At 65.4% G+C, this 26,650-nt stretch carries 27 protein-coding genes; 18 read left to right on the forward strand and 9 right to left on the reverse strand.

The features are described from left to right. Positions 1-19: 19 nt before the first annotated feature. Both PQ455_RS19145 and PQ455_RS19150 read right to left on the reverse strand, forming a co-directional pair. Positions 20-2,986, reverse strand: coding sequence for a Tn3 family transposase (locus PQ455_RS19145; protein ID WP_273691757.1), 2,967 nt, complete (start codon positions 2,984-2,986; stop codon positions 20-22). A 163-nt stretch (positions 2,987-3,149) separates the two neighbouring features. Next, entirely contained in the window at positions 3,150-3,722 is a 573-nt protein-coding gene (locus PQ455_RS19150) for a recombinase family protein (RefSeq protein WP_007407197.1), read from the reverse strand. Between the two features lie 191 nt (positions 3,723-3,913). On the opposite strand from PQ455_RS19150, the gene PQ455_RS19155 reads away from it, so the two are divergent. The 5 genes from PQ455_RS19155 to PQ455_RS19175 all read left to right on the forward strand — a co-directional run bounded on the left by PQ455_RS19155 (position 3,914) and on the right by PQ455_RS19175 (position 8,352). Continuing rightward, the gene (locus PQ455_RS19155; RefSeq protein ID WP_004212864.1) at positions 3,914-5,314 is read left to right on the forward strand and encodes a Mu transposase C-terminal domain-containing protein; all 1,401 of its coding nucleotides are present in this window, start codon (positions 3,914-3,916) and stop codon (positions 5,312-5,314) included. Further along, entirely contained in the window at positions 5,241-6,119 is an 879-nt protein-coding gene (locus tag PQ455_RS19160; RefSeq protein ID WP_009824028.1) for an AAA family ATPase, read from the forward strand. Before PQ455_RS19155 ends, PQ455_RS19160 begins: the two co-directional genes overlap by 74 nt. 111 nt (positions 6,120-6,230) lie before the next feature. Then, positions 6,231-6,812 carry a recombinase family protein gene (locus PQ455_RS19165; RefSeq protein ID WP_007406331.1) on the forward strand — a complete coding sequence of 194 codons (582 nt, stop codon included), beginning with the start codon at positions 6,231-6,233 and terminating at the stop codon, positions 6,810-6,812. A 20-nt stretch (positions 6,813-6,832) separates the two neighbouring features. Further along, a complete protein-coding gene (locus PQ455_RS19170) occupies positions 6,833-7,657 on the forward strand; it encodes a hypothetical protein (protein ID WP_126014483.1) in 825 nt (274 codons plus the stop codon). A gap of 134 nt (positions 7,658-7,791) precedes the next feature. Continuing rightward, positions 7,792-8,352, forward strand: a complete 561-nt coding sequence (locus tag PQ455_RS19175; protein WP_273691793.1) for a transposase — start codon at positions 7,792-7,794, stop codon at positions 8,350-8,352. 6 nt (positions 8,353-8,358) lie between these two features. Here the strand turns inward: PQ455_RS19175 and PQ455_RS19180 are convergent, their stop codons facing one another. Next, on the reverse strand, positions 8,359-8,925 hold the full coding sequence (locus PQ455_RS19180) for a recombinase family protein (protein ID WP_126053444.1): 567 nt from the start codon (positions 8,923-8,925) through the stop codon (positions 8,359-8,361). A 199-nt stretch (positions 8,926-9,124) separates the two neighbouring features. Between PQ455_RS19180 and PQ455_RS19185 the strand changes: the two genes are divergently transcribed. The 4 genes from PQ455_RS19185 to PQ455_RS19200 are packed head-to-tail and all read left to right on the forward strand — an operon-like array spanning position 9,125 to position 12,242. Next, on the forward strand, positions 9,125-9,523 hold the full coding sequence (locus PQ455_RS19185; RefSeq protein WP_420542880.1) for a DUF305 domain-containing protein: 399 nt from the start codon (positions 9,125-9,127) through the stop codon (positions 9,521-9,523). Position 9,524: 1 nt separating this feature from the next. Further along, positions 9,525-10,964: a YncE family protein gene (locus tag PQ455_RS19190; RefSeq protein ID WP_088368484.1), complete on the forward strand. Its 1,440-nt coding sequence runs from the start codon at positions 9,525-9,527 to the stop codon at positions 10,962-10,964. Between the two features lies 1 nt (position 10,965). Further along, a complete protein-coding gene (locus PQ455_RS19195) occupies positions 10,966-11,475 on the forward strand; it encodes an RNA polymerase sigma factor (protein WP_088368483.1) in 510 nt (169 codons plus the stop codon). Next, entirely contained in the window at positions 11,472-12,242 is a 771-nt protein-coding gene (locus PQ455_RS19200) for an anti-sigma factor family protein (protein ID WP_058733713.1), read from the forward strand. Before PQ455_RS19195 ends, PQ455_RS19200 begins: the two co-directional genes overlap by 4 nt. Here the strand turns inward: PQ455_RS19200 and PQ455_RS19205 are convergent. Both PQ455_RS19205 and PQ455_RS19210 read right to left on the reverse strand, forming a co-directional pair. Then, on the reverse strand, positions 12,152-12,796 hold the full coding sequence (locus tag PQ455_RS19205; RefSeq protein ID WP_273691801.1) for an MgtC/SapB family protein: 645 nt from the start codon (positions 12,794-12,796) through the stop codon (positions 12,152-12,154). The two genes, PQ455_RS19200 and PQ455_RS19205, sit on opposite strands and share 91 nt — an antisense overlap. Then, entirely contained in the window at positions 12,793-13,860 is a 1,068-nt protein-coding gene (locus tag PQ455_RS19210; protein WP_273691805.1) for a molybdopterin-dependent oxidoreductase, read from the reverse strand. The genes PQ455_RS19205 and PQ455_RS19210 overlap by 4 nt, the downstream gene beginning before the upstream one ends. A 146-nt stretch (positions 13,861-14,006) precedes the next feature. Here PQ455_RS19210 and PQ455_RS19215 point away from each other — a divergent pair, with 146 nt between their 5' ends. The 4 genes from PQ455_RS19215 (at position 14,007) to PQ455_RS19230 (ending at position 17,847) form a co-directional block, all read left to right on the forward strand. After that, positions 14,007-14,879: a LysR family transcriptional regulator gene (locus PQ455_RS19215; protein ID WP_088368481.1), complete on the forward strand. Its 873-nt coding sequence runs from the start codon at positions 14,007-14,009 to the stop codon at positions 14,877-14,879. Continuing rightward, complete coding sequence (locus PQ455_RS19220) at positions 14,876-16,027, forward strand: TDT family transporter (protein WP_273691808.1); 1,152 nt, start codon at positions 14,876-14,878, stop codon at positions 16,025-16,027. Before PQ455_RS19215 ends, PQ455_RS19220 begins: the two co-directional genes overlap by 4 nt. A gap of 89 nt (positions 16,028-16,116) precedes the next feature. Continuing rightward, positions 16,117-17,352: a molybdopterin-dependent oxidoreductase gene (locus tag PQ455_RS19225; protein WP_273691810.1), complete on the forward strand. Its 1,236-nt coding sequence runs from the start codon at positions 16,117-16,119 to the stop codon at positions 17,350-17,352. A 12-nt stretch (positions 17,353-17,364) separates the two neighbouring features. Beyond that, a complete protein-coding gene (locus PQ455_RS19230) occupies positions 17,365-17,847 on the forward strand; it encodes a c-type cytochrome (protein WP_021224435.1) in 483 nt (160 codons plus the stop codon). Positions 17,848-18,145: 298 nt separating this feature from the next. Here the strand turns inward: PQ455_RS19230 and PQ455_RS19235 are convergent, their stop codons facing one another. Genes PQ455_RS19235 through PQ455_RS19245 form a run of 3 tightly spaced genes read right to left on the reverse strand, consistent with a single transcriptional unit; the run spans position 18,146 to position 19,745 of the window. After that, positions 18,146-18,892 (reverse strand): SDR family NAD(P)-dependent oxidoreductase, encoded by a 747-nt coding sequence (locus PQ455_RS19235; RefSeq protein WP_273691820.1) that lies wholly within the window; start codon positions 18,890-18,892, stop codon positions 18,146-18,148. Then, positions 18,817-19,020, reverse strand: coding sequence for an SDR family NAD(P)-dependent oxidoreductase (locus PQ455_RS19240; RefSeq protein ID WP_273691823.1), 204 nt, complete (start codon positions 19,018-19,020; stop codon positions 18,817-18,819). Before PQ455_RS19240 ends, PQ455_RS19235 begins: the two co-directional genes overlap by 76 nt. After that, the gene (locus PQ455_RS19245; RefSeq protein WP_273691825.1) at positions 19,020-19,745 is read right to left on the reverse strand and encodes a cupin domain-containing protein; all 726 of its coding nucleotides are present in this window, start codon (positions 19,743-19,745) and stop codon (positions 19,020-19,022) included. The genes PQ455_RS19240 and PQ455_RS19245 overlap by 1 nt, the downstream gene beginning before the upstream one ends. Positions 19,746-19,999: 254 nt before the next feature. Here PQ455_RS19245 and PQ455_RS19250 point away from each other — a divergent pair, with 254 nt between their 5' ends. Genes PQ455_RS19250 through PQ455_RS19270 form a run of 5 tightly spaced genes read left to right on the forward strand, consistent with a single transcriptional unit; the run spans position 20,000 to position 26,002 of the window. Continuing rightward, positions 20,000-21,106 (forward strand): L-dopachrome tautomerase-related protein, encoded by a 1,107-nt coding sequence (locus PQ455_RS19250; RefSeq protein ID WP_273691828.1) that lies wholly within the window; start codon positions 20,000-20,002, stop codon positions 21,104-21,106. 8 nt (positions 21,107-21,114) lie between these two features. Further along, a complete protein-coding gene (locus PQ455_RS19255) occupies positions 21,115-22,197 on the forward strand; it encodes a catalase family protein (protein WP_273691830.1) in 1,083 nt (360 codons plus the stop codon). A 23-nt stretch (positions 22,198-22,220) separates the two neighbouring features. Further along, positions 22,221-22,733, forward strand: coding sequence for a (2Fe-2S)-binding protein (locus PQ455_RS19260; protein ID WP_273691887.1), 513 nt, complete (start codon positions 22,221-22,223; stop codon positions 22,731-22,733). Beyond that, complete coding sequence (locus PQ455_RS19265; protein ID WP_273691832.1) at positions 22,730-23,743, forward strand: FAD binding domain-containing protein; 1,014 nt, start codon at positions 22,730-22,732, stop codon at positions 23,741-23,743. The genes PQ455_RS19260 and PQ455_RS19265 overlap by 4 nt, the downstream gene beginning before the upstream one ends. A 12-nt stretch (positions 23,744-23,755) precedes the next feature. Next, positions 23,756-26,002, forward strand: coding sequence for a xanthine dehydrogenase family protein molybdopterin-binding subunit (locus PQ455_RS19270; protein ID WP_273691834.1), 2,247 nt, complete (start codon positions 23,756-23,758; stop codon positions 26,000-26,002). A gap of 43 nt (positions 26,003-26,045) precedes the next feature. Here PQ455_RS19270 and PQ455_RS19275 read toward each other — a convergent pair whose 3' ends face one another. Continuing rightward, the gene (locus PQ455_RS19275) at positions 26,046-26,636 is read right to left on the reverse strand and encodes a TMEM175 family protein (RefSeq protein ID WP_273691836.1); all 591 of its coding nucleotides are present in this window, start codon (positions 26,634-26,636) and stop codon (positions 26,046-26,048) included. Positions 26,637-26,650: the final 14 nt, after the last annotated feature.

Here is a 26,650-nt window from a genome sequence, read left to right on the forward strand (position 1 = left end):
AGGTAGCGAACAGGGCGGCTCAGGCCACCTTGGCTCCGGGTCCGCCGGCGATGTTGAGTGCGCGGTAGCCGTCTTGATCGAGCTCGGCAGCGGCGTTTTGCCAGAGGTAATCGCCGGTCAGGCTGATGTGTCGCCAGCCTAGCGGGGCTACATGGGCGAGCAGCTCGTCGGGCGCGGGCTCGCCGCTGGCGCGCAGATGCTCGACGGCGCGGCCCATGTAAAGCGTGTTCCAGTACACGATCGCGGCGGTGACCAGCGTCAGCCCGGACGCTTTCAGCGCCTGGTTCTCGAACTGCGGATCGCGCAGGCGGCCCTGTTTGTGGACGAACACGGCTTGGGCGAGCGTGTGACGCGCCTCGCCCTTGTTGAGCCCAGCCTGACACTGCTGGCGGAGCGCCCTGGATTCTAGCCAGTCGAGCGTGAACAGCGTGCGCTCGATCCGGCCCAGCTCCTGGAGCGCGAAGTCGAGCCGGTTCTGGCGACGGTACGCGGCCAGCTTCTTCAGCATGACCGACGGTAGCACCACGCCGGCCTTCACGGACGCGGCGAGCCGGACGATCTCGTCCCAGCTTTCGCGGATGGCAGCGATGTTGAACGGGCGCCCGATCAGCTTCGCGAGCGCCTCGGGGCGGGCCGTGCCCGGGAACAGGCCGAGCCGGCGATCGGCTAGATCGCGCAGGCGGGGCACGAACCGGAAGCCGAGTAGGTGCGCGAGCGCGAACACGTGGTCGGACGCGCCGCCCGTATCGGCATAGTGGGTCGCGGGTTCGATGCCGCAGCCGTGCGCGACCAGCCCGTCCAGCACATAGGGCGCCTCCGCCGCGGTCGCCGAGATCAGCCGGACATGGTAGGGCGCGTAGGTATCGGCGACATGGGCGTAGATCTTCTGCCCCGGCTCCCGGTCGTAGCGCGCGTTGGTGCTGCCGGCCGCGCCCCGCCTGCCCGAGCGGAAGAACTGCCCGTCCGAGCTCGACGCGGTGCCGTCGCCCCACACGCGCGTGAGCGGCAGCGCGGCTTGCGCGTCCACCAGATGGCGCAGCCCTGCCGCGTAATTCTCTTCCGATACGTACCAGCCATGCGTCCAGGCGAGCTGGGCGTAGGTGACGCCCTGGCTGGCGTTGGCCATGCGCTCGATGCCGAGGTTCGTCGCGTCTGCCAGGATCGCGGCGAGCACGGCCTGCGGGTTGGAGTGGGCGCGGCCCGAGCGCAGTTCCGGAAATGCGCACAGGAACCCGGTGCGGGCTTCCACCTCGGCGAGCAGCTCGGTGATGCGCACGCGGGGCATGAGCCGGTCGACGGCCGCGTCCAGCCTGTCGGCCGCAGCGGGCGTTACGGCCGCGAGCGGGCTGACCCTGAGGTTACCGCCCCGCAGCTCCACGCCGTCGAGCGTGCCGCGCTTCAGCGAGCCTGCGAACCGGCGCAACCGCCAGTCGAGCAGCCTGGCGCGCCCCTCCAAGTAGCGGCTGACGTCGGTGTCGAACGGCAGCGTGAGCGCGATCTCGGCCGCTTTGCCGGGCGGGAGCATATAGCTGTCGAAGCGCAGGTGTTCGCGCGTACCCTCCACCCACAGGTCGCCCGATTGGAGCCGCTCGCGCACGGTCGCGACCGTGGCGGTTTCGTAGCGACGGCGGTCGATGACGCCGCCCTCGGTGATCGCCGCCTTCCATTTTCTGGAAAACGGCATGGGCGCATCGGCCGGTACGTCTCGCCGCCCGGTCGCGTTCAGCGCGCGCACGACCTTGATCGCGCCGAGCACGCCGTCGCGCGAGCCTGCCGCCTTGAACCGGAACGCGTCAAAAAACGCGGGCGCGTAGCGCCGCATCGTCATGTAGCGCCCCGCCGCGCGGATCAGCGGCTCGTCGCGAGTCAGGTCGGCGATCGCGGTCGCCTCGCTCTCGGCGTCCAGAAGCCTCGTCCAGCCCACCCCGTCGTCGAGCGCCGCCCAGACGTCCAACCCGTCCTCGCGCGCGACCCGGAGTGCGCCGACCGTGGCGCCCAGCAGCCGCATGAGCCGGTTCACGTCGCGTGTGGTCGCCTCGATGCCGCGCTTCTGCGCGGCCCTGGCCCTGGCGAACAGGAGGCCGGTCTGCTTGCCGAACATCTCGATCGCGGCGTCCGCGAGCCGCGCTTCCAGGTCGATGACGGCTGCGGCGAGTGTCGCGCGCCTTCTGCGGAGCGAGTAGTCGGACAGGAGGAACGCGGGCGCGACGTGGCCTTCGCGCACGAGCTGCTCGAAGCGGTGCTCGTGGATGCGGCCGGCCATGCCCGGGTCGAGCCCGAGCCGGCGCACGTGCGCGAGCCGGGCGAGAATGCCGGCGAGATTGCGCGCGGTCGGGCTGTCCGACGTGTCGCGCAGCCACGCGAGCGGCGTCGTGCTGCGATCCTGGTCCACGATCAGCAACGCATCCAGCCCCGTCACCTGCTCCGGAGCAAGCGCATCGACCAGCGTGTCGGCCGCGAGGCGGCGCGCCATGGCGCGCCCCGCCACCCCGATCCGCTCGATACGGGCGGGCGCGGGCAGAACGATCCGGGCAGCACGCAAATGGCCCAGCACTGCCGCGGCGATCGGCTTGCCCCGTTCGGTCGCTTCCGCCGCGCGGGTGGCTGCGCCGAGCGCGCCGGGGACGTCGGCCGCCTCGAACGCGCGCAGGCGCAAACGCTCCATCGCCTCCCAGGCGTGTTCGAGCCGGGTCTGGGCGCGATGCGCGTAGCCCTCGAACGCTGTGGGCGCGATGTCGAGTTGCGCGGCCAGGTGCCGGATCAGAAAATCGGGGACGACATCGTCGTGGCGTATGCCGAAGCCGGGATGACGCAGCAGGGCGAGGTGCAGCGCGAAGCCGAGCCGGTTGGCGTCGCCGCGCTTCGCTTCGATCAGTGGCCGGTCCTCATCGGCAACCGTGTAATGCTTGGCGAGCGAGGCATGGTCGAGGGGCACGCCGAACAACGCGCGGCGTTCGTCGCCCGTTAACAGATCGCGTCTGGCCATCGATCACCCCCTGTCCGGGAGCGTATAGTTTATGGCCGACACGTGCGAGGTGTCGCGTAACTCTCAAGTTTCGCGACAGCGGCCCTGACCGGTCACGCCACGAGGTGTAAACGCTCGCGCTAAGTGGCGGCATTCTGATCGCGCTATTTGTCGGCGAGCGTCGCTACGCGGCTACCGGCTTGGTCTCGGCCGATCGCACATAGGCGTAGAGTGTTGGCTTGGAGATGCCGAGCATCGAGCAAATCTTGGCGATCGGCATCGTGTTCTCGTGGTAGAGCCTGACGGCCAGGTCGCGCTTGTCCTTGCCGAGTGCGGCCGGCCGGCCACCCTTCTTGCCGCGAGCGCGGGCTGCGGTGAGACCGGCCTGGGTCCGCTCGCGGATCAGGTTGCGCTCGAACTCCGCCAATGCCCCGAACAGGTGGAAGGTAAGCTTGCCCGACGTGGTGGTCGTGTCGATCGCCTCGTGCAGGCTCAGCAGCCCGACCTTTTCCTCGTCGAGGTAGGTCATCCATCCGATCAGATCACGGAGCGAGCGGCCGAGCCTGTCGAGGCGCCAGACCACCAGTGTGTCGCCGGCGCGAAGCAGCTCCTTCACCTTTTCCAATCCAGGGCGAGCGGCAGTCGCCCCGGAGGCCTTGTCGGTGATGACCTTCTCGCAGCCGGCAGCCTTCAGCGCATCACGCTGGAGGTCCAGGTTCTGCTCGGCGGTCGATACGCGGGCGTAACCGATTTTCATGCGTAGGGCCGGTGGCGCCCCGATCGGGCGCGGTTTGGGAAGAAAGTCGTCATCGGCAGGTCTATGTTGCCCTAGTTTTCTTTACCGGGTAGATTTACGTCGAACAGGCCGGTTTGGCAACGCGAGCGGACTCGCATGGCGATGGGCAGGCAAATCTCCGTTTTCCTTACCTGCGACACGGACCGTCGGCGGTGACGCATCCGGCGCTTGTCCCGCCGCTGGCGATCGAGCGCTACCGCGTCCTTGAACCGCACCTCGCCGATGGCATCCCGCTCGCGGACCTCGCCCGCACCGGCACGCTGAGCGAGCGGACGTTGCAGCGCTGGCTCGGGCGCTACCGTGCCGAAGGACTTGCCGGTCTCGCGCGTCTGCCGCGCAACGATCGGGGCAGGCTGCACCTACCGGAACATCTGGTCGAACTGACCCGCACTCTCGCCACCAAGCGCCCGCGACCCCCGGTCGCCGCCATTCACCGAAAGGTGCAGGAACTCGCCATCGCGCATGGACACCGAACCCCCAGCTATGCGGCCGTCGCGCGTGTCGTCAGGGCGATACCGGCAAGCCAGATCGCCGCAGCCTCCGATCCGGCCGTCTACCGCGACCAGCACGAGCTAGTGCATCGGCGCGAAGCCGCGACCTCGAACGAGATGTGGCAGGCCGATCATACCGTTCTCGACATTCTCGTGCTCGATGATGCCGGAACCCCGGTGCGTCCTTGGCTGACCGTCATCGTTGACGATCACAGCCGAGCCATCGCCGGTTACTTCCTCAGCCTCGATGCCCCCAGTGCCCTCAACACGGCGCTCGCCTTGCGGCAGGCGATCTGGCGCAAGCCCAATCCCGAATGGATCGTCAGCGGCATTCCCGAACAGCTTTACGTCGACAACGGCTCGGATTTCATCTCCGAGCATATCGAGCAGGCGTGCATCGCCCTCAAAATCCGCCTCATCCATTCGCTGCCGGGGCGTCCTCGCGGGCGCGGCAAGATCGAGCGGCTGTTCCGCACCATCAACGACATGTTCCTGCCCGACCTGCCCGGCCACCTGATCGCGGGCAAGCCGCTGTCGGCGCCAGTGCTCACGCTCGACGAGCTGCGCGCCCGCTTCGAGGCGTTCGTGTGCGGCGTCTATCATCGTCGCCCGCATGGCAGCACCGGCGAACCGCCGATCACGCGCTGGCAGAAGGGCGGGTTCCTGCCCGCAATGCCCGACAGCCTTGAACAGCTCGACATGCTGCTCGTGCACGTGCCCAAGCCCCGTAAAGTGCTGCGCGACGGCATCCGTCTGATGGGCAGGCGCTATGTCGAACCCACGCTCGCGGCCTTCGTCGGCGAGCAGGTCGAGGCGGTCTATGACCCCCGCGACCTGACCGAGATCCACGTCTACCACCAGGGCCGGTTCGTCTGCCGTGCGCTCAGCTCCGAGCACGCTGGGCACCCGTCGTTGCGCGCGATCCAGCGCGCCCGGCGCGGCGCGAAGGAGCGCGACAAGCAGGTGCCTGCCCCCACGGAGACCTTCGATGGCGACCAAGAGGATACGGCTTCCCGGCCCACCACCTACCGAGGGCTCCGGCTCTACGCCGCTGACGATTGAGTTCCTGGTCGAGCAGCCGTTCCTGGCGACCCGCGAACATGCCCGGTTCGTCGAGTTTGCCGAAGCCTGCGCGCACTACCGCTATATCGGCGTGTGTCATGGCCGGCCGGGCGTCGGAAAGACGCGATCGGCGCGCGAGTTTTCCAGCTTCCCCGACCTGGGGGAATATGCCGCGCTCCGTCCCATTGCCGCGCTCCTTGGCGAAAAGGTCGCTCGCTGCCGCGCCGTCTTCTACACCGTGTCGGTCAGCAACACGCCCAAGACGATCGACGCGGTGTTGGGCCTCAACCTCATTAAGCTGGGCTATGCCCGGCTGACGGTCGCGGGCGGCTCGCAGGACGAAATCACCCATGACGCCGCCCGCATCGCCTGCCCCCTCGTCATCGTCGACGAGGCCGACCGCCTGACCATAAAGTCGCTCGAACATCTCCGCGACATGGCCGATCGCCACGGCTTCGGGCTGATCCTGATGGGTATGCCGGGCTTGGAGAAGCGCCTCGCCCGCTATGCCCAGCTCTACTCGCGGATCGGCTTCGTCCACGAGTTCAAACCGCTTACCGAGACCGAAATGCGGCTGCTGCTCGCGACCCACGCCGGCGATTTCGGGATCAGCTTCGACCCGGCCCAACTCGACGCGATCGAAGCGCAGGCAGCCGTGATCCGCATCACGCGCGGCAACTTCCGGCTCATGGAGCGCCTGTTCGCGCAGATGCGGCGGATCATGACCCTCAACCGCGTCGAGGAGGTCACCGCTGACATCGTTCAGGCCGCGCGCGATTGCCTCGTCATCGGACCCGGCAACTGACAAATAGCGCGATCAGAACGCCGCCATTTAGCGCGAGCGTTTACACACGAGGGCGGACGCTGTCGCAAATGTCTGTTGCTAATCAGCCGTGTTCCAATGCACATCTGCGACATGCTCCTCGGCTATGCGCGCGTATCTACCGACGATCAGGATCTCACGCTTCAAAAGACGGCACTGAAGGCGGCCGGATGCCGGCGGACATTCGAGGAGAAGGTGTCCGGCGCCAAGCGCGCCCGACCGGAACTCGACCGGATGCTGGAGCAGCTGCGCGACGACGACGTGGTTGTGGTCACCCGGCTCGATCGCCTAGCGCGGTCGACGCGCGACCTGCTCGACATCGCCGAGAAGCTGAACGAGGCGGGAGCGGGGCTGCGCTCGCTCGCCGAGCCCTGGGCCGACACGACCACGCCTGCGGGACGCATGGTGCTCACCGTGTTCGCCGGCATCGCGGAGTTCGAGCGCGAGCTGATCCACCAGCGTACCAGTTCCGGCCGCGCGGCAGCCATGGCGCGCGGCGTGAAGTTCGGGCGTAAGCCCAAGCTCACTCCGGACCAGATCGCGCTCGGACAGCGTCTCGTCGGCGAAGGCACATCGGTGCGCGAAGCGGCGAAGCTGCTGAAGTGTCATCATGCCACGCTCTATCGGGCGCTCAACCATCCGGCGCAGATGCCCGTACATCGCTCGACACGTTGATTGAGGAGTAGGATTTCGCCATGATCTTCGCGCTTCTACTAGCGGCAAGTTCGCCGAATTCCGCGCTGGAGGCGGAGCGGGCCTACTCGGAAGCTGTACTTGCCAGTGGCCGTCAGGCAGCGGCACGCAGTTTCGGTCCACAAAGCGACCCCTGGCCAATACAACATGCGCCCGAAACCGCGCGCTCTCCATCTGTGGCCAGCATGTTGCAAGCAGCCGAGAGTAGCCGAAGGTGGTGGCTCACAATGATGAGTGTCGAGAGCCATGCCGAGCGCAGACCCGAACTTGTCTTTCCGTCCTGTGATCCGAGCGGGTCGGCAGTTGTTATCGGCGGGCTGTACGATGGCGGAAATCGAGTTGGATCATATAAGACGCTTTGGCGGAACAGTGCTGAGGGGTGGCGCTGGGAAATCGACGACTATCGTCGGGATGGATCGAAGGCATTAGCGGCAGAAAGTTTACAAGCGATCGAACCTGAGTGCTCGGCAAAACTCACCAATGAACAGCTCCAAATCCAAGCCGTTAGCGATGCGAAAGAGATCGCGTCTGTTTTGCGACAGGAGCAGGCCGGCAAACAGGTCGACTGGTTGGCTGTTCCAAGACGAAGCGTGGCCGAAGACGTTATCTTTGTCGGCAACGATGGCCGACGCATCCGCAGGCTCCCCGCCAAGCTGCCCATTCGGCGCATAGCGGGTGCGTTATCGTCCGGAAGCAGTTACGATGAAACGCTACGGTGGAGTAGCCGCGTCCTGGACGGGTCTGCACAAGCCCATAGCTTTCAGATCACCCAGTGGCGCGGTCCCAAGAATGGATGGCAGATCGTCTACTACGAGCTCCGCGGGTGAAACATCACGAGAGGTGATCCGGTAACTTCCAACTCGTCCAACCTCACAAACCCACGAAACTTAATATACTTTGCGGCAACGCTCAGGCCTTTGTTGACCATTTGTTCCGACTGCCGCTGTCCATATGACAAACCTTGAGGTGCCCCCTGGAACGATCCGAACAGACCAAGGGCAAATTCCCCCGCGAAGCCTTCCGCTATGAACGGGAGCAGGACCGCTATGTCTGCCCCGCTGGGAAGATACTGGCCTTTCGCGGTGCCGATCGTCGGGCCGGCTTCCTCCGATACAGCGCTAGTCCTGCCGATTGCCGCGCCTGCCACCTCAAACGAAAATGCACCGCAGGCAGCAACAGGTCGGTCACGCACAGCGAACATGAGAACGTGCGCGAGCTGGTGCGCGGCGAGATGCAGACGCCCCTGTTCAAGCGGTCGATGCGGCTGCGTCGAGGCGTCGAGCGGGTGTTTGCCGATGCGAAGGGCAAGCGGGGACTGACTCGCTTGCACCTTCGCGGCCTGCGCGGTGCCGAGGAAGAGTTTCTGTTGGGTGCGACGATTGCCAATCTCGTGCTGTTGGCCCGCCCCGATGCGCAACCGGCCCAGACCCGCCGCCCGCCTCCGGTGCCGGAACGCATCGACCACATGGCCCGGATCAGCCGGGGCCGGTTCGAGCAATCCTATTACGCGACGATCTTCTGACGCCAATTAACCAGGTTCGCGCTCGGTCGCAGGGAAGTGGCGATAGAAGGTGGAACGGCCGACCTGTAGCAGCTTCGCGACCTTCGCTGGTTTGTCGCCAGCCTTGAGCAGCTTGCGGGCGGTGTCGAGCATGTCGGGCGTCATGACTGACTTGCGGCCTCCGCCCGTGCCGCCCTTGGCCCGTGCCGCTGCCAAACCGGCAATCGTCCGTTCCTTTATCAGCTCGCGCTCCATCTCCGCGACGGAAGCGAGGATATGGAACAGCAGCCGCCCGGATGGAGTGGCCGTGTCGAACCCGTCCGTCAGCGATCGAAAATCAATCTTGCGAGCGGACAGGTCGGCCGCCAGTTCGATCAAGCCCCCGATCGAACGGCCAAGGCGATCGAGCTTCCATATCACCAGCGTGTCACCCGCCCGCACGAAATTGAGGGCTTCGGTCAGACCGGGACGGTTCAACTTCGCGCCGCTCACCTTGTCGGTGAACAGCTTTTCGCACCCGGCCTTGGTCAGCGCATCGGTTTGTAGTGTCAGGTCTTGGTCGGAGGTCGAGACACGCGCATAACCAACCAGCATGAGTCCCGTTATCCCATCTCAAACAGCGAATTTCGGGACTCATATTTCGGGAACATATTTTGGGAAAGCCCCAGCGGAGATACGACGCATTTTTGTGGCGGTGACGATCGTCCCGTTGGAGGTTCCCAATCGGGAAGGCTGATAACCGGCTCACCCATGGAATAAACCCGGGCGAGCGTCGTCTATGCTTTCAGGACTGATGCGCCGGAGGCTTATGCGTAGACGATATTGGATGCTCGGTCTGACTGCTTCGGCCCTGCTCACAGGCGCAGTCGCGGCCGCCCCTGCCGGTGGTTACGCCAGCATGGTGGCTGCCGCGATGGACCGGATGATGGCGGGCATGATGGTCAAGCCGTCCGGCGACGTCGACCGCGACTTCGTGGCGATGATGCTCCCGCATCATCAGGGTGCCATCGATATGGCGGTGGCGGAGCTTCGCTACGGCCACAACGAGCAGCTCAAGCGCATCGCGCAGGAGATCATCATTGATCAGCAGCAGGAGATCGCCGCCATGAAGCTGGCGATCGGTCAGCCGCTACCCCCTTCGACGCCAGCCCCGACGCAGGGCGGCGACCACCACAGCCATATGGAGCACTGACATGATCCGGACCATCCTTCGATCGGCCGCCTTGCTGATGAGCGCCGCACCGGGGATCGCCATGGCCCAGCAGGCGCCATGGAACGCCAGGGACGTACCCGTCAGCCACCGCGACCGCGTCTATGCGTCCGAACAATTCTCCAACACGGTGTCGGTGACGGACCCGGCCGACAACCGGCTGCTCGGCGTCATCAAGCTGGGCGATCCCCAGCCGATGAACTTTTCGCCGCTCTACAAGGGACAGGTGCTGGTCCACGGCCTCGGCTTCTCGCCGGACGGGAAGACCTTGGCGGTCGTGTCGATCGGATCGAACGCCGTGTCGTGGATCGACACCGCCACCAACACCGTCAAGCACACGACCTATGTCGGGCGCAGTCCGCACGAGGCGTTCTTCACGCCAAACGGCAAGGAGGTGTGGGTTACGGTACGCGGCGAGGACTATATCGCCGTGCTCGACCCTACGACGTACAAGGAGACGGGGCGCATCAAGACGCCCGGTGGTCCGGGCATGACGATCTTCTCTCCCGATGGCCGGTACGGCTATGTCTGTTCGTCGTTCAATCCGGTGCTGGCCGTGTTCGATGTCGCGACCCACGCGCAGGTCGGACAGGTGGCACAGCCAAGCCCGTTCTGTCCCAATATTGCCGCGACGCCGGACGGCAAGCAGGTGTGGTTCACGCTGAAGGACATCGGCAAGACGGTCGCATTCGATGCGAGACCACCCTTCGCGATCCTGAAGGTGCTGGATACCGGGCCGATCACCAACCATGTCAACTTCGCCCGCACGGCCAAGGGGCAGTTCGCCTATGTGACGGTCGGCGGAGAGAATGCGGTGAAGGTGTTCCGCACATCCGACTTCGCGCCCGTCGCCACCATCCCGGTCGGCAAGATGCCGCACGGTGTCTGGCCATCGGGCGACGGCCGGCGCATCTACGTCGGGCTGGAGAATGCCGATGAGCTCGCCGCGATCGACACCGCTGGCAACACGGTCGTTGCCACCGTGCCGGTCGGACAGGCACCGCAGGCGATCGCCTATGTGTCGAACGCAGTTCCGACAGGCCCCGGCACCGACAATCTCCAGCCGCTCGGCACGGCCGGCAAGGCGTTGCATCTGACCATGGGGCCGATCGGCGGCAAAGGTACAGCAAGCAGCATCACCCTCTTCGACCAGGGCATCATTCAGGTCGTGCAAAGTGCCGTTACCGGTTTGCAGCCCAAAAAGCCTTACATGCTCGTGCTGACCGCCAATGCGGACGGCAGTGGTGCGGTAGAGCCGCTTGCGAACTTCATGAGCAACCCGGCAGGTGCGGCGATCGTCAACGCATCGGGTCCGATCCGGCAGATCGTTCAGGGCAGCACCGCGACGCCCCGGCGCTTTCTGGCGGTGGCGGAGGTGGTGAACGGCGCGCCTGGACGCATCGTGCAGGTGCAGCGCGACTGAAATGGACCCTCTTGCCGCCGCGATCGAACCCCTGATCCCCGGCCTGCGCCGCTATGCCCGGTCGTGGCTGCGCGATCGGGCGATGGCGGACGACGTGGTGCAGGATTGCCTCGAGCGCGCGGTCGGGCGATGGCGACAGCGGCGCGGGGTGGAGGTTCGCCCATGGGTCTACGCGATCCTGCACAATCTGTTGGTCGACCATCAGCGGCAGCGTAGCCGGCGAGGCACGGCGGTTCCGCTCCACCTCGTGGATGACGCCGCGCTCGGCCGTCCGGCCGATCAGGACACAGGCCTGCACCACCGCGACCTGCTGCGCGCGCTTGATGCGTTGCCTGAAGAGCAGCGAACGGTGCTGCTCCTCGTATCGGTCGAGGGTCTGCCCTATGCGGAGGTCGCTGCCGTCGTCGGCGTGCCGCTGGGCACGGTGATGTCGCGCATATCGCGGGGGCGCGACCGTCTGGCGACACTCCTCCGGGAGGGTGAACGGCCGCGATTGAGGAGCGTGCAATGACCAGCCCGATCGGCGAGGACGATCTGGCCGCATGGATCGATGGCAGGTTGTCGCCCGAGCGGCAGCGCCTGGTTGACGCCTACCTTAAAGGCCAGCCGGATCTGCATGCCCGTTTGCGGGAGCAGGCGGAGCAGGCGCGAGCCCTTGCATCCCTATTCACCACGATCGCGGACGAACCCATTCCGGCGACGATGCGCGTGGCAGCGATCAGGGGACGGCAAAGGCAACCGCGTTGGCAACTCGCCATTGCCGCGTCACTTCTGCTGGCGTTGGGGTTTGGCGGGGGCTGGTCGAGCGCGCGGTGGAGCGGTGAACCCCGCGCGGGCATCGCGGCGCTGGCCAACGAGGCGAGTGACAATTTCCGTGTCTATGCCGCCGACCGGATACGACCGGCGGAAATCGGCCCCGACCAGCGCGCCATGCTGATCCGGTGGACCTCCGCCCGACTGGGTGAGCGCGTCACCATCCCGGACCTCAGCACAGCCGGCTATCGCTATGGCGGGGGGCGATTGGTCGCGACGCCTCACGGCCCTGCGGCACTGCTCCTCTACGACGGACCGCAAGCGTCGAAACTCGCGGTGCTGACGAGGCCTATGCAGATCGACAAGACCGCGAGCATGACCAGCACGTCCAGCGGGACCATGGGCCGGGTCACATGGGCGGTTGATGGGATCGGCTATAGTGTGGTGGGCGAGCGACCCGCGGCCGAGTTGCATCCGATCGCCGACGAGGTCCGGCGCCAGGCCGATGCGGCGTTGGTGTCCTGATTGCACCTTGCCGCTTCCCGACGCTGACAGGCACCGGGCGGTCCAGCGGGATCACGGCTTGCGCTCGACATCCTTCCTGTCGGCGTCAGGCGAGCCCGCTCGCGGATGCGGCGTTCCAGCGGCGCACCGACGAACAGGACGAGCATTGCAAGGCTCACCCCGCCGATGATGAGCGGCCACACTGCCAACCCCGCTGCCGCGCCGATCGTGGCGGTGACCCAGATGCACGCGGCGGTCGCGAGGCCATGCACCTCCTGACCCTGGCCGACCCGCAGCACCGCACCGGCACCGATGAAGCCGACGCCGGACAGAATGCCCTGCATCGCCCGTCCTGCGGCATCGGCGTTCACGTTCGGCAAGCCACTATGCACGATCGCCTGCACGGCGATGCAACTCGCCAGACCGACCAGACCCAGCGTCCGCAGGCCCATGATCTGCCGGTTCTCCCGCGAGCGTTCCCAGCCGAGCACCATCCCGGCCGCGGTCGCCACCACCAGGCGACTAATCGCATCGATCCAGAAGGCGATGTCCGATGCCGCTGATGCTTCGATCATTCGACCAGCACGTGAACGTGATGCCAGGCGGTGCACAGATAGCCGGCGAAGTTCCACATCGTGTCCGGTCGTTCGGGCTGTCCCTGTCCAGCCTCGTCGAAGGCGCGCACGACAAGGTGCTGGCGTCCCTTGGCAAGCGTGGCATCGAGGGTCCAGCGCCGCCAACCCCAGTGCGTCACCGGATCATCGGCGAACGTCGCCTGTTGCCAGTCGCGACCGCCGTTCACCGACACCTCGACCCGAGAAACACGGCGGTCATAGGCAATAGCATATCCCTCAATCCGCACCTCCCCGGCGGCCAAACTCTCGCCCGCACCGGGCGAGCAGATCGCGGCGTTGAGCGGCATGGCGTTGATCGTCAGACCCTGGCTCCAGTCGACGGTGTCGCTCGTCACATCGGCGGGAAACAGCTTGTAGTCGTGCGCCTGGATCGGTGCGTCGGAAGGCGTGTCTCGCACCTCGATCCGTGTCAGCCATTTGGCGCTGCGCACGCCTGCATAGCCCGGCACCACCATGCGGAGCGGGGCGCCATGTTCGGGCGTCAGCGGCTCGCCGTTCATCGCCCAGGCAATGAGGACGTCGGGTTGCCGCGCCTTGTCCATGGCGATCGAGACCCCGAACAAGGCTTCTTCGCCCTCCACGTCCACCTCGTCGGCGCCGGTGAACGCCACGAACAGGTTGGACGCATCAGGCGCGCCAACTGCATCGAGCACATCGGCCAAGCGTACGCCGGTCCACTCCGCATTGCCAATCGCGCCGACATCCCAAGGATCGCCCGACGTCTTGCCGACCTGCTGGAGGTCCGTGCGCCGGTTACCCGCGCATTGGAGCACGGCTGTCACCGAGTGCGTGGAAAACGTAGCTTTCAGTTCTTCCACCGAGAAGGAGCGGCTCGCTATGCCCGTCCCGCTCACCTCGATCCGATGATTGGCGGGCAGATCCGGCACTGGCCCGTGGCTGCGCACGTAGAACAGCGCCTGCGGCGTCAGGAACCGCTCGATCAACGCACCGGGCGTCGGCTCGGCGTTGTAGGGATCGGAACTGCGCTCGATCATATCGGTCATGGACGATCAAACGTCGCGGGCCCGCGTAACGCTTCAAGTCTTCGAGACCTTCGCAGACGAAAGGCTGCCGATCATTCCGATATCCAGATTGGAATGACCATATCAAACGGTTGGTCGTATCGATCAAGACGCGCGATATATGCTGCATGACCCTGGAGCAGCTCAGAATATTCGTCGGCGTCGCGGAGCGCGAACACGTTACCAAGGCAGCGGAGGCGCTGAACGTCACGCAGTCTGCTGCCTCCGGCGCGGTTGCGGCCCTCGAAGCGCGCTACGGGGTTCCTCTGTTTCACCGCGTCGGGCGTGGCATCCAGCTGACCGAGGCGGGCCGCGGCTTTCTGGAGGAAGCGCGCGCGGTGCTGGGGCGGGCAGCGCATGCCGAGACGATGCTGGCGGACTATGCCGGGCTTGCGCGTGGTTCGTTGCGGATCGTCGCCAGCCAAACGATCGCGAGCTATTGGTTGCCGGCAAAGCTCGCCGCCTTCCACGAACGCCACCCGCAGATTGCGGTCGAGCTGGCGATCGACAACACCGAGGGCGCGGCAGCGCAGGTGCTGAGCGGCGCGGCGGAACTCGGCTTTGTCGAGGGCGAGGTGGATGAACCGGCGCTCGCCCACTGGAAGGTCGGGCGTGACCCGATGGTGCTGGTCGGCCGCGAGGAAGCCGAACGCATCGACGAGGCCTGGCTGCGCACTGCACGCTGGATCGTCCGTGAGCAGGGATCGGGTACGCGCTCGACCTTCGAGGACGTGCTGCGAACGCGCGGGTTTGATCCGGCCCAGCTGACGATAGCGATGACGCTGCCGTCCAACGAGGCGGTGCGCACCGCCGTTGAGGCCGGTGCCGGCGTTGCCGTCTTGTCGCGATTGGTCGTCGCGCGCGCGCTCAAGGCCGGCGATCTGGTCGAGCTGCCGCTCGGGCTGCCCGACCGCGCCTTTCACGCGCTGCGCCACAAGGAACGCTATCGCACCCGCGCGGCCGACGCGCTGACGGATCTTATCAAGGAGCAGGTCGCATGACTGCCGACACGCACTCCGTTCTCAGCGGCCTCAAGCCGCTCAGCCGGCTCGATCACCCCCGCGAGATGATCCGCCAGTTCACCCCCAACTGGTTCGCCGCGACGATGGGCACGGGCATCCTTGCCCTCGCGCTGCCGCAGGTACCCGGCATTGGACCCTTGCTGAAGCCAATTGGCGAGGTGTTGTGGTTCTTCAACATCGCGCTCTTCGCGCTGTTCGCCGGCCTCTATGGCGCTCGCTGGGCGATGTTCGGGCACGAGGCGCGGCGCATCTTCGGGCACAACACCGTGTCGATGTTCATCGGGACCATTCCGATGGGGCTGGCGACGATCATCAACGGCTGTCTCGCCTTCGGCATCGCGCGGTTCGGAAATGGCATCGTGCCGGTCGCGCATATCCTGTGGTGGATCGACGCCGCCATGTCGCTCGCCTGTGGCGTGCTGATCCCGTACATGATGTTCACCCGTCACGAGCACAGCCTGGACGGCATGACCGCGGTATGGTTGCTGCCGGTCGTCGCTGCCGAAGTGGCGGGCGCCAGCGGCGGGCTGCTCGCGCCGCATCTGGCCGATCCTCACGCGCAGCTCGTCACGCTTGCGACCTCCTATGTGCTGTGGGCCTATTCGGTGCCGGTCGCGTTCGGCATCCTCGCCATCCTCATCCTGCGCATGGCGCTCCACAAACTGCCGCACGAGAGCATGGCGGCGTCCTCCTGGCTGGCGCTGGGACCGATCGGCACGGGTGCTCTGGGCATGCTGGTGCTCGGGGCGGACGCGCCGGCGATCCTCGCGGCGCACGGGCTGGCCGGTGTCGGTGCCGTCGCGCAAGGGATCGGCGTTGTGGCCGGACTCTGCCTGTGGGGCTTCGGCCTGTGGTGGCTGGCGCTCGCGACGCTCATCACCATCCGCTACTGGCGCGCCGGCGTGCCGTTCAATCTGGGCTGGTGGGGCTATACCTTCCCGCTCGGCGTCTACACCGTTGCCACCTTCCGCCTCGGCACGACGCTCAATCTCGGCTTCTTCGGTATTGTCGGCACGGTGCTGACGATCGCGCTTGCGGCGATGTGGCTGCTCGTCGGCGCCAAGACGCTGGCCGGCGCATGGCGCGGCAACCTGTTCGTCTCACCCTGCATCGCCACCCCGAACTGATCCGCCATGATGATCGGATCAGTCGGTCCGATCACTTGCAGAACGCCCCTTCGATCCGCCAGCGTGACTGGCCACAGGAGAGCCTTGTCATGGACAATTTCGACGCCGGGCTGGCGAGTGAGACCAGCCGTCGCCGCTTTCTCAGGCATGCCGCGCTCGGTACCGTCGGCCTTGCCGCCGCGCCTGCGCTGGCGCAGCAGCTCGTCGACCTGAAGCTGCCCGGCGGCAATGCCGAACGGCCGATGACCAGCGCCTTTCCCGGCAAAGGCAGCATGATCCTTCAGCGCGTCCATCCGCCTTTGCTGGAGACGCCGATGGAGGTGTTCGACAAGTCGGTGTTCACCCCCAACGACCAGTTCTTCGTCCGCTGGCACTGGGCCGATATCCCGACCTCGATCGATGTCGAGACTTTCCGCCTCAACGTCTTCGGCCACGTCAATCGGCCGCTGTCGATCAGCCTCGCTCAGCTGCTGCGCCTGCCGCGGGTCGAGATGGCGGCGGTGAACCAGTGCTCGGGCAACAGCCGAGGGCTGTTCCAGCCGCGCGTCGCCGGCGCGCAATGGGGCAATGGCGCGATGGGCAACGCCAAGTGGCTCGGTGTGCGCCTGCGCGACGTGCTCGACCTCGCCGGGGTCAAGGCAGGCGCGGTGCAGGTGCGCTTCGGCGCTCTCGATCAGCCGGTCGTGGCGGGCGCCCCTGACTTTGAGAAGGCGCTCGACATCGACCATGCCCGCGACGGCGAAGTGATGATCGCCTTCGGCATGAACGGCGAGCAGCTGCCGCTCCTCAATGGCTTTCCCTGCCGGCTGATCGTGCCGGGCTGGTACTCGACCTACTGGGTCAAGATGCTGAACTCGATCGAGGTACTGCCCGGCCCCGACGACCAGTATTGGATGGCCAAGGCCTACAAGATCCCCGCGACGCCGGGCGCGAATGTCGCGCCCGGCGCCAGAGACTTCCCGACTGTCCCCATCAACCGCATGATCCCGCGTAGCTGGATGACCAGCCTGCCCGATGGTCAGGCGATCGCCTATGAAGCGTCGATCCCGGTCGGCGGGATCGCGATGGGCGGCGACTGCGGCGTCGCCAAGGTCGATGTGTCGTCGGACGGTGGCCGCACCTGGTACAGGACGACGCTCGGAGCGGACGAGGGCAGGTACAGCTTCCGTCGGTGGGATGGTCGCGTGCCGCTGCGACGCGGTGCCAACCCGATCATGGTGCGCTGCTGGAACACCAACGGTGTCGCCCAGCCGATGAAGCCGATCTGGAACCCGGGCGGGTTCATGCGCGGCAATATCGAGACCACCACCATCATCGCGGCCTGAGGAGCGAGTAGCATGAAGACCCCGTCTCCCGGCATCATGGCCGCTGGCCTGATCGGCCTGACCGGCATTATCCTCGTCTCGATCGGGGCGCCGAGCAGCCGCAAGGCGCCTGCCCCGATCTCCGAGACATCCGAGCCGGCACCGCCCACCAGCGTCTCAGCCCGCGGCTTTTCGCTCGCCTCGACCAGCGTCGACCTGCCGGTCGATGACGCTACCTACCCCGATGGTCCGCACGCCGACGTCATCAACGCCAACTGCACTTCGTGCCACTCGGCCAGCATGGCGCTAACTCAGCCTGCGCTATCGGCGGACCAGTGGAAGGCGACCGTCACCAAGATGCGTGAGGTGTACAAGGCGCCGGTGGCCGAGAAGGACGTTGACGCGATCGTTGCTTATCTCACCGCTATGCCGAGCCAGAAAGCGGCACCCGCAACCGGCAAGGCACAGGATCCCGACCCCAAGGTGGCTCCTGATGTCTCAGGTGGAACCGGATAAGCAAACCTCTCGCATAATCTAAAAAGGCGATTTCGACAGACGATCGGCAGCCTTCAGTAGGACTTTTTCAACAGCCACGTCCGGTTCTGACGCCCGGCGCTTAGCCTAGCTTGTTCAAGGGTTTGCAGGTGTCACAAATCAGCATCGTAATGATCGCTGGGGGCGAGTTACCTGTAAAAGCCAAAAGCCACGACCCGCTCGTCCCGAAAACGAACGGCCAGCGCGAGCGCCGACGACCGTCCCGATTGGGATCCCAATCGGGAAAGGGGACAGAGCGATTGTGGCGGACCTCCTTGGTTCAGGCAGTCACGTTGGCGCTGTCGCCCCCCGTTACGGCGAGGCTCGTACCCGACACCATCGAAGCGCCTTCCGATGCCAGGAAGACGATTGCCGGCGCCATCGCGTCGGGTTCCAGCCACGGCACGCCCAGCGGCAGTTTGGCGGCAAGCGCCTCCGCGGCCGTCTTCTCGTCCTTGGCTTCATCGCCGGTGGGTTGCTTACCGCCGCTCTCGATCGCCTGTGCGTAGCGATCCTCGTGACGCGTCAGAGCGGTATCGATGAGACCGGGCACGAGCGCGTTGACGGTGATCTTGTGTCTGCCGAGTTCGAGCGCAGCCGACTTCATCAGCCCAAGGATGCCCCACTTCGACGCCGAGTAGCTCGCGCCGTTGAGCGTCCCATGCTGGCCCTGCGTGGACGAGGTGACGATGATCCGGCCGCCGCCACGGTCGACCAGCGCGGGAGCGAAGGCGCGAATAGCATTCGCCGTGCCGTTCAGGTTGTTGTCGATCTGGTCGTGCCAGTCGGCGTCGTCCATTTCGAGCAGCGGCTTGAACGCCTGAATGCCGGCGTTGGCGAACAGGATGTCGATCCCACCGAACGCCGACACAACCTCGTCACGCGCCGCGCGCAACGCGCCAATGTCGCGTTGGTCAGCGACGATCGCGTGCCAGCGATGGCCCGCCTTTGCTACCAGCGACCCGGTGTCGTCGAGGTTGCCTCTCGTCGCGGCCGGAAAGGTGTCGATCGGGCTGGGGCGGCGCACAGATCGATGCCGACCACGTCCGCTCCAGCTTGCGCGAGTGCGATGGCGGCGCAGCGGCCGATGCCACGCGCTGCGCCAGTGACGACAGCAACCTTGCCCGCCAAGGCGTCGGAGGCGAACGTCGGCATCACTTTAGCCCCTTCTTGCTGGCGATAACGACGCGGCCGAGCTTGTCAGGAAGGTTCTCGAATTGCTCGATCGAGCCGCCGAACACCGCGGCCAAAACGTCGGCGGGCATCGCTTTGAAGGACTGGACGAGACCGATGTCATCGTCCGGCTCCATTGAGGACGCATTGAAAACGATGAGGACCAACAGATCCTCGGTATCGCTCGCGTTCTCGAAATAATGAAAATGGCCTTGTGGGGCGAAAATCATGTCGCCCTTTCCCGCTTCGAATGGACCGTCCTGCGCCGAATTCGGCCCCACGAAGGTCCAGCGGACGCGACCTTGAAGGACGAAGTTCATCTCCCAGGCGTAGGGGTGCCAATGCGGCTCGCGTACGCCGCCGGGCGCAAGCCGCGCGATGTAGCAGGCCCCCTGCTGTCCCTTCAGGATAGGCCAGTTATGCTCGTGTCCGCCTTGCAGACCGCCGCCGTCGAACACATTGGCAGGTGCTTCAGCCAGATGAAATAGGTGCGGATGGTCAGCATCCACCCCGCCGGCCGGCTTGTCACCTGCAAGCTCCGGCGCTGCTCCGGGATCACTCCAAGCGGCGCTGCCCACTCCTGGACCTTCGGACGGCGACGACACGGAAGGAGCGTCCTTGCCGCTGTCGTGCCCATGCGGACGGTGACGGAAGTCAGCGTCGGTATCGGGTTGCGTAGCGCCATCGGGTGGGTTCGCGTTCGGCATGGAGTAGGTTCCTTTGCGAAGGGATCATTGCACCGCCCAAGGACTAGCTTGAGTCGTGATGTACATAATCGCCAGCGCGCCATATCGGGCCGAACAATCGTGCAATTGGCTTCAGCGACAGATGCAGGACGCCCGTGCGATGGGCATTCTGCCTAGCCCTCTTAATTTTTTTAGGTTTTTTGGGTCTAAGCATGGGTCACGTTCGTTGAAGGGCGGACCGCCGCGCGTTGCGTCCGGTGAATGGGAGCGGACTGATGCGGAAAAGCGGTGTTCTGATCGGGCTCGGTGCCCTCACGATAGCGCTAGCGGGAGCTGCCTACGCCCAGGTGGGTCGCAGCGCTGCGCTGGCGCAGGTGGCGCGCTTCGACCACCAAGTCACCGGCGTCGCCGTCACTGCCGACGGCCGCCGCTTCGTCAACTTTCCGCGCTGGACCGACGACGCACCGATCTCCGTTGCCGAGGTGATGCCCGACGGATCGCTCCGGCCTTATCCCGACGTCAAGTGGAACAGCTGGCGCAACGCCAGGGCAAACGAAATGCCGGTTGGCGAGTATTTCGTCTGCGTCCAGTCGATCGTTCCCGACGGCCACGGCAATCTCTGGGTGCTCGATCCCGGCGCGCCCGGCAACGAGAAGATCCTGGAGGGCGCACCGAAGCTCGTCCGTATAGACCTGAAGACCAACAAGGTGACCAAGGTCATCGCGGTACCGGGCGACGTTGCGTTGCAGGGCACCTACCTCAACGATATCCGGTTCTCGCCCGATGGCCGGACCGGCTACATCACCGACAGCGGCACGCGCGGCGCAATCATCGTCGTCGACTTGGACGACGGAAAGAGCTTCCGAGCGCTTGATGGCCATCCGTCGACCCAGATCGACAAGAGCGTCACCGTCGCCATCGAGGGCAAGTCGCTTGTTCGCCCCGATGGGCGGCAGCCTACGTTCGCGTCCGACGGCATCGCGATCTCGAATGACGGGAAGACGCTCTACTGGCAGGCGCTGACCGGGAAGACGCTCTATTCGATCGCCACCGACAAGCTGCGCTCCGACGTCAGCGAGCGCGACCGCGCCGCCGCGGTGAAGACAGTCGCTACTACTGCCGTCGCCGACGGCCTGTGGATGAGCAAGGCGGGCACCCTCTACATCACCTCGCCGACCGACTATTCGATCCGGCGGCTCGCCGGGACGTCCACCAAGATTGTCCTAACCGACAAACGGCTGCGCTGGCCCGATACGTTCGCCGAAGGGCCTGACGGGACGATCTACGTCACCGCGAGCCACATCCAGGACACGCCATGGTTCAAGCCGGGCGCGCCGCCGTCCATTCGTACCGAGTTGTTCTCCTTCGCTCCGATCCGCTGAGGATCGTCATGGCCTACTTGCGCTACCGCGACGACATCGAGACGCTCGAGCCCGACGAGCAGGAAACGATCGACGGCATCATCCAGGGGATGACCCAGCAGAGCGAGGTGGTCGAGAAGCGCGAGCAGCACGCCGTGCGCGCCAGCCATGCCAAGAGCTCGGCCTGCGTCGTCGGCACGCTGACGATTGCCGACGACCTTCCGCTCGAACTGGCGCAGGGATTGTTCGCCACGGCGGGCAGCTACGACGTAGCGATCCGCTTTGCGCAAGGCCCGGGCGAAACGCTGGGCGATCGCGTGTCCACGCACCGCGGCATGGCGATCAAGGTGTTCGGCGTTGAGGGTGAAAAACTGCCCGGGCATGACGCGCCGACGCAGGATTTCGTCCTTGCCACGGGACGGACGTTCCCGTCCGGAACCGCTTCCGGCTTCCTGAGCGATGCGAAGAAGATCGGCGCGGCGACGCCCATGCCCGAGGGCGTCAAGAGCGCTGTGTCGTCGATGGCGCGCAACTTCAACAAGGTGCTGAGCCTTTTCAACACCGCTTATGCCAAGGCGGATTTCTTCGGCCATCCGTTCAGCCATCCGATCGGCGACGATTATTTCAGCCAGGCGCCGGTGCGCTATGGGGACTACGTCGCCAAGCTCGGGGCGGTTCCAGCGTCGCAGGCGCAGGACGCGCTCGGCGAGTGGCAGCTCGATCCGCATGAAGACGAGGACGGCTTCCGCCATGCCGCGACCGATTACTTCCGCGACCATGAGGCGGTGTTTGAACTTAAGGTGCAGCTCTGGGCGAACGCGGAGACGCAGCCGATCGAGGACGCCTCGGTCGAGTGGCCATCGCAGGACAGCCAGTACCGCACTGTCGCCACGATCCGCATTCCTGCGCAGGAAGCCTATAGCCCGGCGCGCGTGCGCTACTTCGACGAGGTGATGACCTTTCGGCCCGCGCATAGCCTGGCCGCGCATCGGCCGCTCGGATCGGTGATGCGGGCGCGGTTGCAGGTGTATCGTGTGTTGTCCGCCTTTCGCCACCGCGAGAACGGGGTTGCCGAGGAAAACACCGCCGACATCACCGCCATCCCGGCCTAACGCAAAACATGAAGGCGCCGATCATGCCGACAGCCGTCAATACTGCCACATACGCTGCCGTGCCGATCGGCACGGTGCCGACCACGCTGACGATCAACGGTGAGACGCGCACCCGCGCGATCGAGCCCTGGACGACGTTGCTCGATCTGCTGCGGGAAGGCGAAGACCTGATCGGCACCAAGAAGGGCTGCGACCACGGTCAGTGCGGCGCGTGTACCGTGCTGGTCGACGGGCGCCGCATCAATTCGTGCCTCAAGCTGGCGGTGACGCTGGACGGGGCGGAGATCACTACGATCGAGGGGCTAGGCCAGCCGGGCGACCTCCATCCGCTGCAATCCGCCTTCTGCGACCACGACGCGTTCCAGTGCGGTTATTGCACGCCTGGCCAGATTTGCTCGGCGCAGGGCCTCATCAATGAAGGCAAGGCTAAAACCCGCGAGGAGGTCCGCGAACTGATGAGCGGCAATCTGTGCCGGTGCGGCGCCTATTCGAACATCGTCGATGCGGTGCTCGACGTGATCGGAGAAAAGGCATGAACCGCTTCGACTATGCCCGCCCGACCAGCGTCGCCGAAGCGGTGCAGGCGGGTGCCGGAGAGCAGGTCCGCTATCTGGCGGGCGGCACCAACCTGATCGACCTGATGAAGGAGAACGTCGATCGGCCGATGACGGTGATCGACATCAACCGCCTGCCGCTGGACGCGATCGAGGAGCTGGACGGCGGTGGACTGCGGCTGGGCGCGCTCGTGCCGAACGCCGATACGGCCTGGGACGCGCGGGTCGAGCAACGCTATCCCTTGCTTTCCTCAGCGATCCTTGCCGGCGCCAGCCCCCAGTTGCGCAACGCCGCGACCAATGGCGGCAACCTCAACCAGCGCACGCGCTGCTATTATTTCTATGACGTCGCCACGCCCTGTAACAAGCGCGAGCCGGGCTCAGGCTGCGGGGCGATCGGCGGAGTCAACCGCATCCACGCGATCCTGGGCGCAAGTGACCAGTGCATCGCCACGCACCCGTCGGACATGTGCGTCGCGCTGACGGTACTCGACGCGACCGTCCAGGTGACCGGTCGTGAAGGCGACCGAGCGATCCCGATCGCCGACTACCATCGGCTGCCCGGCGACGAGCCGTGGCGCGACAACACGCTGAAGCCCGGCGAATTGGTGACGGGCATCGACCTGCCGGCCGAGGATTTCACCCAGAACTACACCTATCTGAAGCTGCGCGATCGTCTGTCCTACGCCTTTGCGCTGGTGTCGATAGCCGTCGCGATGCGGGTCGAGGACGGCACGATCGCTGAAGCGCGGGTGGCGCTCGGCGGTGTCGCACACAAGCCATGGCGCAGCACGGAAGCCGAGAAGCTGCTGAAGGGCCAGCAGCCGTCGCCGCAGGCGTTCGGCGCCTTCGCCGACGCCCTTCTCGCCGGCGCGGCCGGTCAGGGCGAGAACGACTTCAAAATCACGCTCGCCCGCAAGGCGATCGTTCGCGCACTGAAGCAGGCTGCCGAGGCCACCCCGCAATCGCAGACCGACAAGCGCGTCGCGTAAGGAACAGACATCATGGCTACCGCAGCGAAAATCGGGATTGGAAGCTCGATCAACCGCGTCGACGGGGTTGAAAAGGTCACCGGCACGGCGCGCTACGCCGCCGAGCATCCGGTGGAGAACCTGCTGTACGGCTACATCGTCGAGGCCGCGATCGCCAAAGGGCGGATCGTCAGTATCGATGAGGAAGCCGCGCGCGCTGTGCCCGGCGTTGTCGAGGTCATCACACACCTCAACCGGCCGCACGTCGCCTGGACCGACCACAGCTACCAGGACGAGATGAAGATTCCTGGCTCGCCGTTCCGGCCACTCTACGATGACCGCATCCACTTCAGCCAGCAGCCGATCGCGCTGGTGCTGGCCGAGACGTTCGAGGCAGCGCGCTTCGCCGCCAGCATGGTCGAGGTCGCCTACGAGGCGGAGGCGCACAATACCGACTTCGAGGTTGCGGTCGGCGATAAGTACGTGCCGAAGAAAAAGCGCAGCGGCTATATGGCGCCGAAAAACCGCGGAGACGCGGCGCAGGCGTTTGCGGACGCCCCGCTCAAGGTGGCCGGCGACTACCGGCTCGCGCCGGAGCACCACAATCCGATGGAGATGTTCGGCTCCACCGTCGAATGGCACGGCGACGGCAGCATCACCGTGTGGGATAAGACCCAAGGTTCGCAGGGGGTGCATGCCTACCTTGCCAGCGTGTTCGGCTTTTCGAAAAAGAAGGTACGCGTGCTCAACCCCTATGTCGGCGGCGCCTTCGGCTCCGGACTCCGACCGCAGCATCAGGTGTTCCTGGCGGTGCTCGCCGCCAAGATGCTGGAACGCTCGGTCCGGGTCACGATGACCCGCAATCAGATGTTCAGCCACGCCTATCGCCCCCAGGCGATCCAGAGCATCGCGCTGGGCGCGGAGACGACCGGTAAGCTCACCGCGATCCGCAACGAGGCGACCACCTCCACCTCGCGCTACGAAGATAATATGGAGAACGTCGTCACCTGGGGGCTGATGAACTACGACTGCCCGAACGCCGACGCTGAATACACCGTCGCTCAGATCGACACACCGACATCAGCAGACATGCGCGCGCCGGGGGCGGCAACCGGCATGACGCTGTTCGAGATCGCGATCGACGAGATGGCCTATGCCGCCAAGGTCGACCCGCTCGAGTTTCGGCTCATCAATTACTCACCCATCGATGCAATGAACGGCACACCGTACACCAGCAAGGCGCTGCGGGAGGCGTTCCGCGAGGGGGCCGAGGCATTCAAATGGAGTGAGCGCTCGGCCGAGCCGCGCTCGATGCGCGATGGCAAGGAGCTGGTCGGCTGGGGCTGCGCGACTGGCATGTGGGACGCGCAATTCTCCAAGACGTCTGCGAGCGCGAAGCTCACGGCCGACGGAAATCTGGAAGTAGCATGCGCGACTTCGGACATCGGCACCGGCAGCTACACGGTGATGACCTTGGTCGCCGCAGAGACGCTCGGCCTGCCGCCCGAGCAGATCACCGCCAAGCTGGGCGACTCAGACCTGCCGACCGCCCCGGTCGAAGGTGGATCGTGGGGGGCGGCATCGACCGGTGCGGCGGTACAGCTCGCTTGCCAGGCGCTCGGCAAGAAGCTTTTGAAGGCGGCCGGCAAGATCGCTGGTGAGCCGCTGGGCGACGCGAAGATAGACGACGTGCTGTTCGAGGACGGCTGCATCGTGCTCAAGGACACGCCAACGGTCCGGGTGCCGTTCGGCGATGCGATGCGTGCCGCTGACCTGACGGCGATCGAAGAGGAAGCAACCGCTGCGCCCGGGTTCGGCGACATGTGGAAGGGTCTGCACAAGTCAAAGAACACCCACAGCGCGATCTTCGCAGAGGTGAAGGTGGACGAGGAACTGGGTGTGGTGCGCGTCACCCGCATCGTCGATGCGGTCGCCGCTGGCCGCATCATCAACCCGAAAACCGCGCGCAGCCAGATTCTCGGCGGCGTGGTGATGGGCATCGGCATGGCACTTCACGAGGAGACCTTCCCCGATCACCGGCTGGGTCGCTGGATGAACCACAACTTCGGCGAATACCATGTGCCCGTGCATGCTGACATTCACGATATCCAGGTGATCTTCGTCGATGAACCCGATTCCGAAGTGACCCCGCTCGGGGTCAAAGGCCTTGGCGAAATAGGCATCGTCGGCACCGCTGCCGCGATTGCTAACGCGATCTATCACGCGACCGGTAAGCGGGTGCGGTCCCTGCCGATCACGATCGATAAGATCCTGGATTGATTAGCCGATGTGAGCACCCGCCGTGCCGGGTCTATAGCCGGTCTCAGCCATTCTCCGGATCTTGGCCTGGCTTGTAGCTGGGCTTTGCTGGCGGAACGATATAGCTCAACGTAACGATCCCCGCGACGATCAGTCCAGCACGCCAATTCCAGAATGCCAAGACGAACGCTGCCCAATAGGCTCCGGCGGTGACGGCGAATTTGAGGGTTATCCGCCTAAGGTAGGCGTCCGTCAGGCGCGGGTCTGGAAGTCCCCTCGCGGTCGCGTAAACCCAACGCACGAACCACCACGTCGCCGGCGCAGCTGCCACGCCCAGATAGGCCAAAACGGCGGTCTTGCTTTCCGCGTCACCGCCGAGATGCTCGATGAGCGGCCGCGCAGGAAATGGCGTGATGCTGACAGCGGCAAGAAAGCCGATGCTCAGCAGATTGTAGCCATGATCGGTTTTTTGCAGAAGCTTGCCGGTTAAGTGGCTGGAAGCCCAGTAAAGGCCGATCAGGATCACGCTAAGGGCGTAGGCCGCATATTCCGGTGCCAGCTTTAGGTATGCCGCTGCCAGGTCGCCGTCAGTCGGCTCTGGTGCGTGTAGTTCGGTCACCGGGAGAGTGATGGCAATTGCCAGCACCGCGTCCATGAACGCTTCAAGGC

Source organism: Sphingomonas naphthae (assembly GCF_028607085.1).
GTDB lineage: Bacteria > Pseudomonadota > Alphaproteobacteria > Sphingomonadales > Sphingomonadaceae > Sphingomonas_Q > Sphingomonas_Q naphthae.

Bases quoted from the DNA above. Each gene is read 5' to 3' on its own strand.
- PQ455_RS19255 (WP_273691830.1), top strand. From the start codon at position 21,115: ATGGCCTACTTGCGCTACCGCGACGACATCGAGACGCTCGAGCCCGAC.
- PQ455_RS19185 (WP_420542880.1), top strand. From the start codon at position 9,125: ATGCGCCGGAGGCTTATGCGTAGACGATATTGGATGCTCGGTCTGACT.
- PQ455_RS19215 (WP_088368481.1), top strand. From the start codon at position 14,007: ATGACCCTGGAGCAGCTCAGAATATTCGTCGGCGTCGCGGAGCGCGAA.
- PQ455_RS19275 (WP_273691836.1), bottom strand. From the start codon at position 26,636: ATGGACGCGGTGCTGGCAATTGCCATCACTCTCCCGGTGACCGAACTA.
- PQ455_RS19220 (WP_273691808.1), top strand. From the start codon at position 14,876: ATGACTGCCGACACGCACTCCGTTCTCAGCGGCCTCAAGCCGCTCAGC.
- PQ455_RS19170 (WP_126014483.1), top strand. From the start codon at position 6,833: ATGATCTTCGCGCTTCTACTAGCGGCAAGTTCGCCGAATTCCGCGCTG.
- PQ455_RS19145 (WP_273691757.1), bottom strand. From the start codon at position 2,986: ATGGCCAGACGCGATCTGTTAACGGGCGACGAACGCCGCGCGTTGTTC.
- PQ455_RS19260 (WP_273691887.1), top strand. From the start codon at position 22,221: ATGCCGACAGCCGTCAATACTGCCACATACGCTGCCGTGCCGATCGGC.
- PQ455_RS19265 (WP_273691832.1), top strand. From the start codon at position 22,730: ATGAACCGCTTCGACTATGCCCGCCCGACCAGCGTCGCCGAAGCGGTG.
- PQ455_RS19270 (WP_273691834.1), top strand. From the start codon at position 23,756: ATGGCTACCGCAGCGAAAATCGGGATTGGAAGCTCGATCAACCGCGTC.
- PQ455_RS19240 (WP_273691823.1), bottom strand. From the start codon at position 19,020: ATGCCGACGTTCGCCTCCGACGCCTTGGCGGGCAAGGTTGCTGTCGTC.
- PQ455_RS19180 (WP_126053444.1), bottom strand. From the start codon at position 8,925: ATGCTGGTTGGTTATGCGCGTGTCTCGACCTCCGACCAAGACCTGACA.
- PQ455_RS19195 (WP_088368483.1), top strand. From the start codon at position 10,966: ATGGACCCTCTTGCCGCCGCGATCGAACCCCTGATCCCCGGCCTGCGC.
- PQ455_RS19225 (WP_273691810.1), top strand. From the start codon at position 16,117: ATGGACAATTTCGACGCCGGGCTGGCGAGTGAGACCAGCCGTCGCCGC.
- PQ455_RS19165 (WP_007406331.1), top strand. From the start codon at position 6,231: ATGCTCCTCGGCTATGCGCGCGTATCTACCGACGATCAGGATCTCACG.
- PQ455_RS19230 (WP_021224435.1), top strand. From the start codon at position 17,365: ATGAAGACCCCGTCTCCCGGCATCATGGCCGCTGGCCTGATCGGCCTG.
- PQ455_RS19205 (WP_273691801.1), bottom strand. From the start codon at position 12,796: ATGATCGAAGCATCAGCGGCATCGGACATCGCCTTCTGGATCGATGCG.
- PQ455_RS19150 (WP_007407197.1), bottom strand. From the start codon at position 3,722: ATGAAAATCGGTTACGCCCGCGTATCGACCGCCGAGCAGAACCTGGAC.
- PQ455_RS19250 (WP_273691828.1), top strand. From the start codon at position 20,000: ATGCGGAAAAGCGGTGTTCTGATCGGGCTCGGTGCCCTCACGATAGCG.
- PQ455_RS19210 (WP_273691805.1), bottom strand. From the start codon at position 13,860: ATGACCGATATGATCGAGCGCAGTTCCGATCCCTACAACGCCGAGCCG.
- PQ455_RS19160 (WP_009824028.1), top strand. From the start codon at position 5,241: ATGGCGACCAAGAGGATACGGCTTCCCGGCCCACCACCTACCGAGGGC.
- PQ455_RS19190 (WP_088368484.1), top strand. From the start codon at position 9,525: ATGATCCGGACCATCCTTCGATCGGCCGCCTTGCTGATGAGCGCCGCA.
- PQ455_RS19200 (WP_058733713.1), top strand. From the start codon at position 11,472: ATGACCAGCCCGATCGGCGAGGACGATCTGGCCGCATGGATCGATGGC.
- PQ455_RS19245 (WP_273691825.1), bottom strand. From the start codon at position 19,745: ATGCCGAACGCGAACCCACCCGATGGCGCTACGCAACCCGATACCGAC.